Annotated in this window: 15 protein-coding genes; 3 read left to right on the top strand and 12 right to left on the bottom strand. The window is 36.2% G+C overall.

The window, feature by feature from the left end:
- Window positions 1–88: 88 nt before the first annotated feature.
- The 5 genes from OVN23_RS03215 to OVN23_RS03195 form a co-directional block, all read right to left on the bottom strand.
- Entirely contained in the window at window positions 89–1,282 is a 1,194-nt protein-coding gene (locus OVN23_RS03215; protein ID WP_267240452.1) for an OFA family MFS transporter, read from the bottom strand.
- Window positions 1,283–1,820: 538 nt separating this feature from the next.
- Window positions 1,821–2,069 carry an immunity protein BlpZ gene (gene blpZ, locus OVN23_RS03210; RefSeq protein WP_112444786.1) on the bottom strand — a complete coding sequence of 83 codons (249 nt, stop codon included), beginning with the start codon at window positions 2,067–2,069 and terminating at the stop codon, window positions 1,821–1,823.
- 79 nt (window positions 2,070–2,148) lie between these two features.
- The gene (locus OVN23_RS03205) at window positions 2,149–2,367 is read right to left on the bottom strand and encodes a hypothetical protein (protein ID WP_112444784.1); all 219 of its coding nucleotides are present in this window, start codon (window positions 2,365–2,367) and stop codon (window positions 2,149–2,151) included.
- Between the two features lie 5 nt (window positions 2,368–2,372).
- Entirely contained in the window at window positions 2,373–2,747 is a 375-nt protein-coding gene (locus tag OVN23_RS03200) for an immunity protein (protein ID WP_112444782.1), read from the bottom strand.
- A gap of 51 nt (window positions 2,748–2,798) precedes the next feature.
- Window positions 2,799–3,026: a Blp family class II bacteriocin gene (locus tag OVN23_RS03195; RefSeq protein ID WP_267240451.1), complete on the bottom strand. Its 228-nt coding sequence runs from the start codon at window positions 3,024–3,026 to the stop codon at window positions 2,799–2,801.
- A 309-nt stretch (window positions 3,027–3,335) separates the two neighbouring features.
- On the opposite strand from OVN23_RS03195, the gene blpA reads away from it, so the two are divergent.
- Genes blpA through blpC form a run of 3 tightly spaced genes read left to right on the top strand, consistent with a single transcriptional unit; the run spans window position 3,336 to window position 7,058 of the window.
- Entirely contained in the window at window positions 3,336–5,489 is a 2,154-nt protein-coding gene (blpA, locus tag OVN23_RS03190; protein ID WP_267240450.1) for a peptide cleavage/export ABC transporter BlpA, read from the top strand.
- Window positions 5,490–5,499: 10 nt separating this feature from the next.
- Window positions 5,500–6,861, top strand: coding sequence for a bacteriocin secretion accessory protein (locus tag OVN23_RS03185; protein WP_267240449.1), 1,362 nt, complete (start codon window positions 5,500–5,502; stop codon window positions 6,859–6,861).
- A 56-nt stretch (window positions 6,862–6,917) separates the two neighbouring features.
- Entirely contained in the window at window positions 6,918–7,058 is a 141-nt protein-coding gene (blpC, locus tag OVN23_RS03180) for a quorum-sensing system pheromone BlpC (protein ID WP_164226699.1), read from the top strand.
- 106 nt (window positions 7,059–7,164) lie between these two features.
- Here blpC and OVN23_RS03175 read toward each other — a convergent pair whose 3' ends face one another.
- From OVN23_RS03175 to OVN23_RS03145, 7 genes are all read right to left on the bottom strand, one after another.
- Entirely contained in the window at window positions 7,165–8,499 is a 1,335-nt protein-coding gene (locus tag OVN23_RS03175; protein WP_164226698.1) for a sensor histidine kinase, read from the bottom strand.
- 3 nt (window positions 8,500–8,502) lie between these two features.
- Window positions 8,503–9,252 (bottom strand): response regulator transcription factor, encoded by a 750-nt coding sequence (locus tag OVN23_RS03170; RefSeq protein ID WP_164226697.1) that lies wholly within the window; start codon window positions 9,250–9,252, stop codon window positions 8,503–8,505.
- Window positions 9,249–9,596, bottom strand: a complete 348-nt coding sequence (locus tag OVN23_RS03165) for a LytTR family DNA-binding domain-containing protein (protein WP_112444768.1) — start codon at window positions 9,594–9,596, stop codon at window positions 9,249–9,251. Before OVN23_RS03165 ends, OVN23_RS03170 begins: the two co-directional genes overlap by 4 nt.
- Before the next feature lie 718 nt (window positions 9,597–10,314).
- Window positions 10,315–11,790 carry an ABC transporter substrate-binding protein gene (locus tag OVN23_RS03160; RefSeq protein ID WP_267240448.1) on the bottom strand — a complete coding sequence of 492 codons (1,476 nt, stop codon included), beginning with the start codon at window positions 11,788–11,790 and terminating at the stop codon, window positions 10,315–10,317.
- Window positions 11,791–11,893: 103 nt separating this feature from the next.
- Window positions 11,894–12,817 carry a carbohydrate ABC transporter permease gene (locus tag OVN23_RS03155; RefSeq protein WP_000818348.1) on the bottom strand — a complete coding sequence of 308 codons (924 nt, stop codon included), beginning with the start codon at window positions 12,815–12,817 and terminating at the stop codon, window positions 11,894–11,896.
- Between the two features lie 12 nt (window positions 12,818–12,829).
- Window positions 12,830–13,759, bottom strand: a complete 930-nt coding sequence (locus OVN23_RS03150) for an ABC transporter permease (protein WP_007284784.1) — start codon at window positions 13,757–13,759, stop codon at window positions 12,830–12,832.
- A 385-nt stretch (window positions 13,760–14,144) separates the two neighbouring features.
- Window positions 14,145–14,402 carry a hypothetical protein gene (locus tag OVN23_RS03145; RefSeq protein WP_065427688.1) on the bottom strand — a complete coding sequence of 86 codons (258 nt, stop codon included), beginning with the start codon at window positions 14,400–14,402 and terminating at the stop codon, window positions 14,145–14,147.
- Window positions 14,403–15,307: the final 905 nt, after the last annotated feature.

Genomic DNA, 15,307 nt, shown 5'->3' with positions numbered 1-15,307 from the left:
TATTTCAATTTAGAAAAAAATTTCTTGTACACTACACTTAGTATCAATCATATTTTAAAAAATCCTTGGATTTTCCAAAGATTCATTTTTAAACTTTTTTAGCTTTAGCCATATAGAACAGTTGGAGTAGAATACCAAGGATAGCCATGCCGATAACGATAAAGAAGGCCATTGTGTAATCTCCTTGGTTTGCCTGTGCAAGACGTGCTCCTAACTGAGGACCAGCAATAGCAGCTACGCCATAAGCAGTAAACATCCATCCATAGTTTGTCCCTACGTATGTAACTCCCCAGTTTTCAGCAGTAATTCCTGGGAATGAACCGAGGAAGCCTCCAAATGACAAGGCAACCATCATAATTCCAAGGATGGCCAAGATGCTTCCAGGACCTTTGAATAAGGCTGTGAGCAACAAACCAGTAGCAACCGCTCCAAACATGGCAATAACGGTAGGATAGCGACCAATCTTATCAGATACCGTACCCCAGAAGATACGACCAAATGTATTAGCGATAGATACCAGCATAACGAAGAGTGTAGCTTCTCCTACAAGTTTATACTGGTCAGAAATTGATGCTGCAGTACCGATAATCATCATTCCACCAGTAGCACCAAGAACGTAAATCAACCATAGAAGCCAGTAATTTCCATCACGAAGCATTTCTTTGTAAGTTTTACCTTCTGGTTGAGCTGTTCCAGCTACCGGCGCTGCTGCAGGAGCTTTCTCCATTACCAATGAAGAAGTGCAAATAACAATTAGAAGAATGATACCCAATACTTTGAATGTTGAGTAAACACCCATAGAAGCAATCAAAGCTTTGGCAACTGGACCGATAATGAGCGGCCCTAACCCGAAACCTGCTGCTGTCAAACCACCAGCTAAACCTTTTTTATCTGGGAACCACTTAGTGGCAACTGAAGTAGATGCTCCATAAGCTGAACCAATACCAAGTCCTAGGACAACCCCGTAAGTGAGGTAAAGGACTGGAAGAGAAGTAGCAAATCCAGTAGCAAACATACCAGCACCGAAGAGAATACCACCTAGGAATACAAATTTCTTAGGTCCTGCTGAATCAACCTTAGGACCGAAAATAATCATACCAACAGGTACCATTGCAAAAGAAATACTAAAGGCCAAAGAAGTTTGGGATTGAACCCATCCTTGACTAGAATTGGTTTTTAGCAGCGCCTTTTGAAAAACTGACCAGGCGTAACCAGCACCTAGAGATAGATTCGTTAAAATGGCTGCTGCCAAAATTAACCATCGATTGGGTGTTTTTTTCATTTGAATAACCTCATGTAAAATTTCTTGTTCCTAAAAAGAATAGAGAACAACTTTTATCATTTTTTCACCTACCTCGTTTAAATTGATCATTGTATAAATTTTTAAGTATATAGAACTGTGTAAATGACATACATCTATATACGACTGCTTAAAAATTTGTATCTATAGATCTCTTAAATCAGAACAAGATGAATTTTCACAATGTTAAGCGCTTTCATTGCACTCTTATTATAAGCTACTTTATTCTAAAAATCTACTTAATAAAAATTAATAAAGATATAAGAAATTTTAATATTTTAATCACCTGTTATCATTTTAATATTGTTTATATCATCTGATTCGGATAATTATCTAAATAAGGTAAAAAACCACTGCCCTCCCCAGACCAACCTGAGGAAAGCAGTGATTCTTATTTTAGGAGTTAGGAATGAATGTAAGGAGCTACATTTGACGTTACTATACTAAAAATCAAAAACAAGGTGTAATCTTTATTGAAAACGACCATAAAGATAACCACTTAAACACTAAGTACACCTTCCTACAAGTCATCCTTTACCTCCAATCTCTCTAAAACAAACCATTTTAATAACCAAAACCCGACAACATAGCCAGCCCCTAAGAATATAGCTATAAAAGCTAGCATGGGATTCAGAAAAGAAAAAACCACTACAGATACAAAGGTTAGCACAAAAACATTAAATGCAATGGTGTCAGAAGCCAAGACTAGAATATAGGGTGTCAACCAGTCTAAGATTTTTGAATATGGAAAAAATAAGTGTTTATACATGATACGTTCCTATACAGTATAGAGAGTATAAGCGCAAAGAGATACTCAGATTAATAATTCTATATCCTAACTAAATCCTCTAATGTGGCCATAAAACTGAAGCTGCCGCCCCACCAGCTGCACAAATTAAATAAATCTGCGGAGTTGGGAAGGGGATTGTCTGTGCACAAAGCGAAAGCCCCTCAACTGCACCACCTACTCCACTTAAAAATCTGTCTACAAGTTGTTTATCACCAGCTGTTATCATTGTTAATTTTTCATCGGATAAAATGATAAAATTATTTACTGATTGTTCCATTCTTTTCACGCTTTCTTTGTTAAATTAATTTGGCTAGTAGACAAAAGATAAACTAAGGCATTAAAGACAATGAAAATATTTCCATAAAGTAAAATCAGTCTCTCATCCAAACCAAGATAAAGTTTTACCGCCAAAAAGATGAGCAAAAGAATTTGAAACCATAACGTTTTTCCAAAAATAAATTTAAAGCGTTTTTGAATGTCTGCTTCCTTGATTTTTACCGCCAAACCTTTATTAGCAAGAAGGAAAACTCCTGCTTCAAATAAGCCACTGTAGAGAACAATCCACCCAATCGATACATTCGAGATTTTCAAAAATGTACCTAAAAGAATATCCAAAACACTACTCAAGAAAATAATAAGAAATAATCTGTATTTCATATAAATCACCTCCTTTTACTACTATTTCCAATCTACTATATCGCTAAAAGTTTAACTTGCTCTAAAAGCTCCCCAAGCCGCTGTACAAAACTGTGCTCCTAAAACCCCGCCGGCAAGAGTTCCCACAACTGGGATAACACTCCCCAGAGCTGCACCTCCTATTGTACAAATTCCTAATGCTTGAACAACTTCTCCAGCCCCTACTTTATCTCCACCTTCAACACGAGCAAGCATTTCATTATCCATAACAGAAAATTGTGACATTGTTTTTATATTCATGATAAATACTCCTTTTTTATTTTTTATTTTTGTCTTGTTGCAACCTTGACAACATCAATATATCATAATCAACTGATATCATTTCTTTAAAATCATAAAACGTCTTTTTTTCATCACGAAATGTTTTTCATAAATTTTATCAAAGACCAAAACTAATATATACTATCGCCAACTATAAAAATCAATGGTTCATCTTACTTAATAAAAATTACTGTTCATGACAATATAAATACCGTTTACGATTTAGCAAGAAGTTTTTTAGTAAAGTTTGGCATAATAGAGCTATCCACTATATGAAAGGAATTGCCAATGACTTCTTATAAACGTACATTTGTTCCTCAAATAGATGCTAGAGACTGCGGTGTTGCTGCCTTAGCCTCGATTGCTAAATTCTATGGTTCAGATTTTTCTCTAGCTCACTTGAGAGAACTTGCAAAGACCAATAAGGAAGGGACGACTGCTCTTGGTATTGTAAAAGCCGCTGATGAAATGGGATTTGAAACAAGACCTGTTCAAGCAGATAAAACGCTCTTTGATATGAGTGATGTCCCCTATCCATTTATCGTTCACGTTAACAAAGAAGGAAAACTCCAACATTACTATGTTGTCTATCAAACAAAGAAAGACTATCTGGTTATTGGTGATCCTGACCCTTCTGTAAAAATCACCAAAATGTCAAAAGAACGCTTTTTCTCTGAATGGACTGGAGTAGCTATTTTTCTAGCTCCCAAACCCAGCTATCAACCCCATAAAGATAAAAAGAATGGTCTACTAAGCTTCCTTCCTCTGATTTTCAAACAAAAATCTCTCATTGCTTACATTGTTCTCTCAAGCTTATTGGTCACTATTATCAATATCGGTGGTTCTTATTATCTCCAAGGAATCTTGGATGAATACATTCCAAATCAGATGAAATCAACTTTAGGAATCATCTCAGTTGGTCTGGTTATTACCTATATCCTCCAACAAGTCATGGGCTTCTCCAGAGATTATCTCCTAACTGTTCTGAGTCAGAGATTAAGTATTGATGTGATTCTATCCTATATTCGCCATATTTTTGAACTTCCTATGTCTTTCTTTGCGACACGTCGTACAGGAGAAATCATTTCACGGTTCACAGATGCTAACTCTATTATAGATGCCTTGGCTTCTACCATTCTTTCTCTTTTTCTGGATGTTTCTATTCTGATTATTGTAGGAGGCGTCTTACTGGCACAAAACCCTAATCTCTTCCTTCTTTCTCTTATTTCCATTCCTATATACATGTTCATCATCTTTTCTTTTATGAAGCCTTTCGAAAAAATGAACCATGATGTCATGCAAAGTAATTCTATGGTTAGCTCTGCCATTATCGAAGATATCAACGGGATTGAAACTATAAAGTCGCTCACGAGTGAAGAAAATCGCTATCAAAATATAGACAGCGAATTTGTAGATTATTTGGAAAAATCCTTTAAGCTCAGTAAATATTCTATTTTACAAACGAGTTTAAAGCAGGGAACAAAATTAGTTCTGAATATCCTTATCCTATGGTTTGGCGCTCAATTAGTCATGTCAAGTAAAATTTCTATCGGTCAGCTGATTACCTTTAACACACTTCTTTCTTACTTTACAACTCCTATGGAAAATATTATCAACCTCCAAACCAAACTCCAATCTGCGAAGGTCGCTAATAACCGTTTGAACGAAGTCTATTTAGTCGAATCGGAATTTCAAGTTCAAGAAAACCCTGTTCATTCACATTTTTTGATGGGCGATATTGAATTTGATGACCTTTCTTATAAGTATGGTTTTGGACGAGATACCTTAACAGATATTAATCTCACGATTAAACAAGGAGATAAGGTTAGCCTAGTTGGAGTTAGTGGTTCTGGTAAAACAACTTTAGCCAAAATGATTGTCAATTTCTTTGAACCCTACAAAGGACATATTTCCATCAATCATCAGGATATTAAAAACATTGATAAAAAAGTCTTGCGCCGTCATATTAATTACCTACCCCAACAAGCCTATATCTTTAATGGCTCTATTTTGGAAAACTTAACCTTGGGTGGTAATCATATGATTAGTCAAGAAGATATTCTAAGAGCTTGTGAATTAGCTGAAATCCGTCAAGACATTGAAAGAATGCCTATGGGCTATCAAACTCAGCTCTCTGATGGAGCTGGTCTATCAGGAGGACAAAAGCAACGAATAGCCCTCGCTCGTGCTCTTTTAACTAAAGCTCCTGTTTTAATACTGGATGAAGCTACTAGCGGTCTTGATGTCTTGACTGAGAAAAAAGTTATAGATAATCTTATGTCCCTAACTGATAAAACCATTCTCTTTGTAGCCCATCGTCTCAGTATAGCCGAACGAACTAACCGTGTCATTGTTCTTGACCAGGGGAAAATCATTGAAGTTGGTAGTCACCAAGAGTTAATGCAGGCGCAAGGCTTCTACCATCATCTATTCAATAAATAAGGAGAATGTCATGAATCCTAATCTTTTTAGAAGCGTCGAGTTTTATCAGAGACGTTACCATAACTATGCGACAGTGTTAATTATACCTCTTTCATTACTGTTTACTTTCATCTTGATTTTCTCCCTTGTTGCTACAAAAGAAATTACTGTTACTTCCCAAGGAGAAATCGCCCCTACAAGTGTCATTGCATCTATTCAATCAACCAGTGATAATCCTATCCTAGCTAATCATTTAGTGGCAAATCAAGTAGTTGAAAAAGGTGACTTACTCATCAAATACTCTGAAACAATGGAAGAAAGTCAGAAAACTGCCTTAGAAACTCAATTACAAAGACTTGAGAAGCAAAAAGAAGGACTTGGAATTTTGAAACAAAGCTTAGAAAAAGCGACTGATCTTTTTTCTGGCGAGGATGAATTTGGCTACCATAATACCTTTAGGAATTTTACTAAACAAGCTCATGATATTGAACTGGGTATCACAAAGACTAACACTGAGGTTTCAAATCAAGCTAATCTTGCCAATAGCAGTTCATCAGCCATCGAACAAGAAATTACAAAAGTTCAACAACAAATTGGAGAATATCGAGAATTGAGAGATACTATCATAAATAAAAGGGCTCGCTTACCAACTGGCAATCCGCACCAGTCAATTTTGAATCGTTATCTTGTAGCCTCACAAGGACAAACACAAGGAACTGCAGAGGAGCCATTTTTATCTCAAATTAATCAAAGTATTGCAGGTCTTGAATCATCTATCGCAAGCCTCAAAATTCAGCAAGCTGGTATCGGAAGTGTAGCAACTTATGATAATAGTTTAGCAACCAAAATTGAAGTACTCCGCACTCAGTTTTTACAGACAGCTTCTCAGCAACAACTAACCGTGGAGAACCAATTAACAGAATTAAAAGTACAGCTAGATCAAGCGACACAGCGCTTAGAAAACAATACCTTAACCGCCCCAAATAAAGGTATCGTTCATCTGAACAGCGAATTTGAAGGTAAAAATAGAATTCCAACTGGTACAGAAATTGCTCAAATATTCCCTATCATCACAGATACAAGAGAAGTGCTAATCACTTACTACGTATCTTCTGACTATCTACCTCTACTAGATAAAGGACAAACTGTAAGATTAAAACTGGAGAAGATTGGAAATCACGGCATTACCATCATCGGCCAACTTCAGACAATTGATCAAACTCCTACCAGAACAGAGCAAGGAAATCTCTTTAAATTAACCGCTCTTGCAAAACTATCTAATGAGGATAGTAAACTCATCCAATACGGCTTACAAGGTCGCGTCACTAGTGTAACTGCAAAGAAAACATATTTTGATTATTTCAAAGATAAAATTTTAACCCATTCTGATTAATTTTCAGATAACACTCTATAACTATTTATTATCTTATCAAAAAGGAGAATCATAACATGGATAAGAAACAAAACCTAACTTCATTTCAAAAACTAACAACTACTGAACTCAACCAGATTACAGGTGGAGGATGGTGGGAAGAGCTATATGAAACTATAACAACACCATTAAAATTACGGACTACTTTCAAACCATAAAAAATCTATAGAATTATAAAAACGCATAATATCAGATTTCAAAATGACTGATACTATGCGTTTTATCATGAAAAGATTATAGAAGATACAAGTCACCCATCCCCACCTATACTTCTATCTCTAAGACTTGTTTAAATCTAAAATTAGAACTTGTAGTTTTTAGAATGATATTTGGGTATTTTGTCAAAATACTATTAACATTAGACAAACCAACTCCTCTATTCTGCCCTTTAGACGACATTCCTCTCTCAAATATTTTTGTAACATCAATCTCTCTATCTAGGGTCGGATTTTGGATAATTAAAACTTGCTTATTACTTCTAATATCTTCAAAAAAACAAACACTTAGAGGTTCCTCGACAGTGGCGCTTGCAGCGGCCTCTATCGCGTTATCTAACAATATAGAAACAACTGTTAAAAAATCAATTTCCTCAATCTTTTTGATAGTAATTGGTTTTTCTATTTCCAAAGAAACTGGCACTAGTAAACTCTGAGCCTCGGATAATTTTGAGATTAATAAACTCTTCAAGGATAAATCCTCTATATTTCTCAATCTCACTACATCAAATTTTGTATCTTTTAAATTTTTCCCTGAGTCTTTCAAGACACTGTCATAAATTTGAGCAACTAAATCAATATCTTTTCGGTCTATTCCTATCTTTAAACTTGTTAAGATATTTGCATAATCATGCCTAAAGCTTCTAACCTCTTGATAAAGTCCTTCTACTTGTTTACTATAGCTCTTAAGATTTTGAAGTTGAATCTCTTTTTGAAGTACTAAATCTTTTTGCAATTCCTCACGTACATTTCTATCCAGTATATTGACAAAATAGATAAATAAAAAGAAATAGATTGCAGTTATAGCTCCTTGATAATGATTTATAGATAAGTTCAAGATTTTTTTAATATAACCAATAAAAGGAACCAAGATAAAATAACCCAACATTGCAGCATTAGCAATCCTCATTATTTGAGCTAAATGTTTATCCAACACTTTACTTCTTAGATAGCTAAAATCATACTGAAAAACTTTTATTATAAGCAAAGATAGGAGACTTGCTAAAATCGAGAAAATTGTGGCATCGTAATAAACATATATGTCTGTTAAACTAGCAAAATTAGGAATAATAAAATCAACAAAGAAATCATAGATAATCGACCAAAATGTGATAGGAAACAGAGCATAAAAAAGTGTCAATATCAGACTGTACTTCTTTTTATCCAACAAAAATGTGTAGATAATAAAAAAGATGGGATAATCTAGTACTGTAATAACAACAGGGATATAGAACGTCTTAATCAAGATTAAAAGTAAAAACTCTAATAAAAAATAGAAAAGCAATAACTCTAAAGATCTCTTTATAGTCAATTGATAGCCATAAATTTTTGCATGAAGAAATAAAAGTATGTAAAAATTCAAAGATACTAACACAAAAGACATTTACTACTCCTTACTATCATGTAAATCTTTAACTATATTCAGCAATTCCCTCATTTTTAACCTAGATACTAGGCAACTTGACCCGTTCTTCAAATAGACTAGTTTTTCTTCCTTATCTATTGAAGAGATATTATAAGGATTCACAATAAAAGAGCGATGACACTGAACCAATCTTGGTTCTTGCTTCAATATATCAGAAATTTTACCATAAAACTCTATTCTTTCTCTCATAGAATAAAGAACTAGCTTATGAGGAATCATTGACGTTTCTATATAAAGCAAATCCGAAAACGGAACCTGAACGAGTGCTTTAGAATTTGTAAACACAAAAGAATCTTCAGTCATTAGTTGATGTTTATTCTTGTGAACATAAGCGATTGCTTTTTCCACACGTTCCCTAAAAGCACTTTCAGGTAATTCCTTATCAATAAAATCTAAAGCTGATACTTGATATTGAAAACTAACAGGCATAAATTCTGAATGAGTTGTTACAAAAACAATGACTGCATTTGGATCTCTATCTCTGATTTCCAAAGCAATATCTAACCCTTTTCTAACATCGTTTTTAATTTCAATATCCAAAAAGAAAAGTTGATGACCTCCACGTTCCATCATATCTTCTAACAATTGATTTGGTTTACCATAAACACCACAGTGCTTTACTTCCCAACAATTCTTCTCTAAAATATCATACACCAGATTTTCCATCCTAGTCTGCTGTATAAAATCATCCTCTAATATAAAGATATTCATTTCTCGTCTCCTTTAGTATTTAACCATCTTTCTTTTACAGTTTTAAAATATCTTCTAGAGCAGATAATATCCGATACTCTTTCATCCATAAATAAAATGGTCTTCGTTTCATACTTCAATCCTATTACTTTGGATAAGTTAACAAGAAACTTTCTATGACACCTGAACAATTTCCCCAGACTCATTTCCTCAACTCTAGCTAGGCTCATATACTTCTCAAATACTCCATCAGCTGTAATAAAAATAACAGCATGTGCCTTCGTAGGATGTGTTGTCACATAGTAAACCTTAGAATGAGGCACTTTAACAACTGCTCTGCCTTGGCTTAAAATATATTCTTGCATATTTTTCCTCCTTACTCTCCTATATCATATCAAAACTAGTATCCTATGATGGAAAAAATCTTAAAAGGTATCTGAGTTATCATAAATGGTTATTTTTCAACATTTCATGCTAACAGTTATACAATCTAAGATTTCGACATCTTCTATCGGATGTTTTTGATATGATAGAGCCAGAGGAGAAATATGGATACAATTCAAATTCTACATTTTTCATTATTAGGATATATCATCACAAGTGACATCAATTCTTATATTAAAGAAAACTTATCAACAAAAACGAGAATTATAGCTTCTAGGCGTATCATCTATTCCTATAACACTACTACCTATTTTATCATAAAATCAATGTTCTTATCTTCAGATACAATGTATTCTTATATAGAAGATATACGACTCCGTTCTGAATTTGCCCACATTATCATCATAGGAAGTTACATTGATTATGATAAACTTTTCCGTAGTCATTACAGAATATTCGGTGTCATTGATACAGCTAGAAATCATTCTTTACAATCTATACGACAAGAAATTCACTCATATTTAGATGGTATTTATAACAACCTGAAATAAATTAGGTTTGGTAGTCTTTATACATTTCCTCAGCATACATGGCTTCAAAAACTTTCAAAAAACCACTGCCTCCCCCAGATAAGCCTGAGGAAAGCAGTGATTCTTATTTTAGGAGTTAGGAATGAATACACGAAATCAATTTAGCTGATTATTTTTTGTTTTTCAAGAATTCATCGTATTGTTTTTGCATTTCGTTCAATACTTTTTCGTAGGCACCTTCAGATTTCAATTTTTCCATCAATTCTGGAATAGCTTTATCTGGGTCTACAGTACCAGTGTTGATAGCTGTATCAAATTGTTGCATTGTGTTAGCGATAGCTGAGATTTCAGATTTCACATTGTCAGTGTTAAAGATAAATCCAAGCGCTGGAGATTCTTTAGCTTCTGCCAATTCTTTCTTAGAATCTGCAATTTGTTGGTCTGTAACGTTTTCGTTGATGTAAAGGATCCAGTTGTTACCAGTGTTCCATCCACCCATGTGAGTGTTTCCTTTGTAGCCATCAAGAACGCGAACACGGTTTTCTTTACCTTCAATTTTTTCCCAGTTCTTGCCTTCTGGACCGTAAACAAGACCGTTCAAGAGTTCTGGATTCGTATTCAAGAGGTTCAAGATTTCCATTGATTTTTCTTTGTTCTTAGAGTTGTTTGAGATGACAAAGTTAGCAACTTGTGTTGTTTGGTTTTTCTTGATGAAGTTAGTAATTGGTTTGATTTGGATATCTTTGTTGGCAACACGTGAAAGCAAGCTGTTACCGTAGTCAGCTGGTCCTACTGTTTCTTCACGAACGAACCAAGTATCTTGTTGAAGGTCAAAGGAAGTATCGCTTGTTGCGACGTCTTTTGGAATGTAGCCAGCTTCATAGAATTTGTGAAGAGTCTTCAAGTGTTCTTTGAAACGAGGCACTTCGTAACGGTTTACAACTTTAGTAGTATCGCCTTCAAGGTCGATAACGAATGGAAGACCGTTTGCTACTGGGTAGTCAAAGTTGTCAGACGGGATGAAAACTTTACCAATAGCAAATGGTACTACGTCTGGAGCTTTTTCTTTAATTTGTTTCAAGACTGGCTCAAGAGTTTCGTAAGAAGTAACACCTGAAATATCGATACCGTATTTAGCAAGGAGAGTTCCGTTGAAGGCAAAGTTTTGAGATGATGCAACGTTGGCTGCAACTGGTACAGCGTAAATCTTACCATTTACAGTATTACCCTTGATGTAAGCTGGGTCAAGTGCCTTGTAAAGGTCTTTACCTTCTTTTTTGTACAATTCTGTCAAGTCAGCATAAGCACCTTTTTGAGCATTTACAATGTAGTTATCTGCAAAGGCAATATCATAGTTTTCACCAGATGATGTGATAACTGACATTTTCTTACCATAGTCACCCCAGCCAAGGTATTGGATATCCAATTTGGCACCAACTTTTTCTTCGATGATTTTGTTGGCATTTGATAGCAACTCATCCAAGTTATCTGGTTTGTCACCGATTTGGTACATTTTGATAACAGGTTTGTCACCTGAATCAGCAGCTTTTTTGCTGTTACCTGTCAAGTTTCCACAAGCAGCAAGACCTGCAGCCAAAGCGACTATACTAGCAGATGCAAAAGCATATTTTTTCCAGTTTTTCATGATAAAAACTCCTTTTTTTATTTTTAAACTTATAAACAATGTAATGATGTTAACTTCACGCAAGGGAAGTTTGGAACTGAGAAATGTTCTTTCTCAATAAGCACTATTCTTTCACACCACCGATAGTTAAACCTTTTACAAAGTAGCGTTGGAAGAATGGATACAAAATCGCGATTGGAAGGGTTGCAACCACAACCATGGCCATACGTCCCGTTTCTTTCGGTAGAGCAACTCCCAGTTGACCAGTCAAGCCGACCGCTTTGGCGATGTAGTCCATATTTTGCTGGATTTGCATAAGCAAATATTGCAATGGATACAAGTTGTCACTCTTGATGTAAAGAAGGGCATTGAACCAGTCATTCCAGAAACCAAGTGCTGTCAAAAGCGTGATGGTTGCGATACCTGGTAGTGACAATGGCAAACAGATTTGGAAGAAAATCCGAGCCTCACTGGCACCATCGATACGAGCGGATTCGAGAATGGCTTCTGGAATGGTCTTCTTGAAGAAGGAACGCATCAAGATGATGTTAAAGGGTGAGAGAAGCATTGGAACAATCAAGGCCCAAACAGTATCCCCAAGCTGAAGCACACGAGTCACCATGATATAACCTGGTACCAAACCAGCGTTGAACAACATACTGAGCAGAACGAAGATGGTAAAGAATCTGCGATACTTAAAGGTTGTCCGTGAAATAGCGTAGGCATAGGTTGTTGTGATAAAGACATTTGTAAATGTCCCAACTACGGTTACAAAGACAGAAATGAAGAGGGCTTGTAAGATTTTATCCTTAAACTGTGCCAAGAACTCAAAACCGTCTAATCCAAATTGGGATGGGAAGAAGCTGTAGCCGTATTGGAGGAGGCTTTTCTCGTCCGTCACTGAAATAATGATAACGAATACGAAGGGTAGGATACAAGAGAGGGCAATCAAACCCGAAATGATACTGAAGAAGATATCTGCTTTCTTACTGAAGGAGTGAATGCCGACATTATCAATTTTTTCTTTTTTAATTTTCTTTTCTGCCATATTCTCCTCCTTCTAGAACAAGGCTGAGTTTGGATCAACTCGTCTTGCAAGTAAGTTTGATAGAACCACCAGAATCAATCCGACTACTGATTGGTAGAGACCTGCTGCTGAAGCCATCCCGATATCCGCTGTCTGGGTCAAACCATTATAAACATATACGTCCAAGACGTTGGTTACGTTATAAAGCTGACCAGCATTGTGAGGGATTTGATAGAAGAGACCAAAGTCTGCACGGAAGATATTTCCGACTGCAAGGATGGTCAATACAGTTACCAGCGGTGTCAACTGCGGAATGGTTACATTGCGAATCCGTTGCCATTTGCTGGCTCCATCTACTGTCGCTGCTTCGTAGTAGGTTGGATCAATTCCCATGATTGTCGCATAGTACATAACACTGCTATATCCAAAACCTTTCCAAATACCTAGGAAAAGTAGGAGATAAGGCCAAATTCCCAAATCAGCGTAGAAGTTGACTTCTTTGAGACCAAGACTTTCCAATAAATGGTTGAACACCCCTTTATCAATATTTAGGAAGGCATCTGTAAAGAAACTGATGATAACCCAAGACAAGAAGTAAGGGAACAACATAGAAGTTTGGAAAATCTTCACCATTCTCTTGGAACGGAGTTCACTGAGGATAATGGCAATCCCTACAGATACAACCAAACCTAGAAAGATAAAGCCAAGATTGTAGAGGACCGTATTTCGTGTGATAATAAAGGCGTCTCTTGAACTAAATAAGAATCTGAAATTATCGAGTCCGACCCATTTACTATTTATGATACTATCTATGAAACCATTACTGGTCATGTGGTAGTCTTTGAAGGCAACCACGTTCCCAAATACTGGAATGTAGAAGAATAGAATCAACCAGAGTGCCCCTGGCAAAACCATCAAGAGAAAGATCCAGTTGTCTCTCAAGGTTTTTGAAAACTTATTCATAATTTCCTCCCTTTTTATTTTGATATCCATCTAAAAATTCATTTTTAGACTTTTGATAACGATTACATTATTAGTATACTCCTATTTGCAGATTAGGTTAAACTCCTAATTATAGAAAAAACTCCACAAATTATGTAGCAGATTTAAAACTTTATCACCACTATCAAACAAATGTCCTAAATCAATTGTTTATTTTATCTCTATTAGCCCAGTGATGGCGTCACTCTGTTATCCTGTGCTAGTCTCTCAAACTAAATTTTAGGACAACTGACGCTAGCTAGTATTTTCAGAAGAAAAGTAACCGTCCAATAACGAAGTATATGGAAAAATCTCCAGACTAGAGAACTTACGGATAGTTCCTAATCTGGAGATTTTTAATATGTTATTAGGCGTTTGCTTTCAACTTAGCAATAACCTCTTTAAGATTATCAATCAACTCTGCTTCAGTATGCTCAGAGCCTTTTTCATCTGCCAAGAAGGAAACTGCTTTTTGAAGTTCTTCTTGAGAGTTTTCAAGGACATCCTTATCTACTGTTTCAAGGTTTGAGTCTTTAAGAAGTTTACTTAATTCCTTGGCTAATTTCTCGAGTTCTGATTCTTTGTTGCGACGAGCTAGGAGGAAGAAGAGGAGACCTAAAAGCACTAGGATACTTGCTGCAATAATCCCTACTGGGACTTGAGTTTGGACTACAGGCTTATCTGCTTCTGGTGCTGACTCAGAAACTTTTTGTTCTCCAGCCTTCGTTGCTGACTGACTTTCCTTAATGGACTCTAGGGAAGCAATCGCATCTCTGACTGTTTGCAAGATATGGCGCAACCCTTGCTCTGTCAAACTATCATCTGCAAGAGCTTTATTAGCCTCTGCCAAAACCAGACGTGCTGAATCTATGGTAGGATTCGATACACCTGTCAATGCTCTCAAAAGATTTTCTAAGGTTTGAGTCTGCTTACTTAGTTCTGACTTATCTAAAGTTCCTTGACCCTGAGTTACTGAACGAACAGTATCATCTGCTCTATTCGCTGTATTTACACTAGGTTCCGTAGTTGTCACTGGAGCTACAGACGAACGAGCAGTGGTTGTTGAGCCACTGTCAGAATCTGGAGCATCTGCTACAGAATTTGCTTGTCCACTATCTGATGGACTTGTTGGAACAGAAGGACTTGCTGGTTCTGTAGTGTTCACATCACCAGCATTTCCAGCTTGATTTCCATCGAAATCACTAGGTACTAGACTATTAGTATTTCCATTGTCTGGCACTGGGATAGGACTAGGAATTGGAAGCGGTCTATATATAGGCATTTGCGCACTACCTGTTCCACTCAAGTCACTGTTGCCACTACGAGCTTGTGCTTCTACAGTACCTTGCGCTTTCACTGCTTCATGACCTACTGTCACTTTACCAGTATCTGCGTCTACTGTTAGACCTGCCACTGTCTTGTCGGCTGACCATTTACCTTGGTCGTTCTTCTTAACAGTAACTGTATCCTTGCCTGAACCATCTGCTTTATCGAAGGTCACAACAACCTTATCCGCATGTTCTGGTGCTG

Origin of the sequence: Streptococcus sp. Marseille-Q6488, assembly GCF_946902925.1 — a bacterium.
Taxonomy (GTDB): Bacteria; Bacillota; Bacilli; order Lactobacillales; family Streptococcaceae; genus Streptococcus.
The sequence above is the reverse complement of the archived record's forward strand: the minus strand, read 5'-3'. Positions and strand labels throughout refer to the sequence as shown.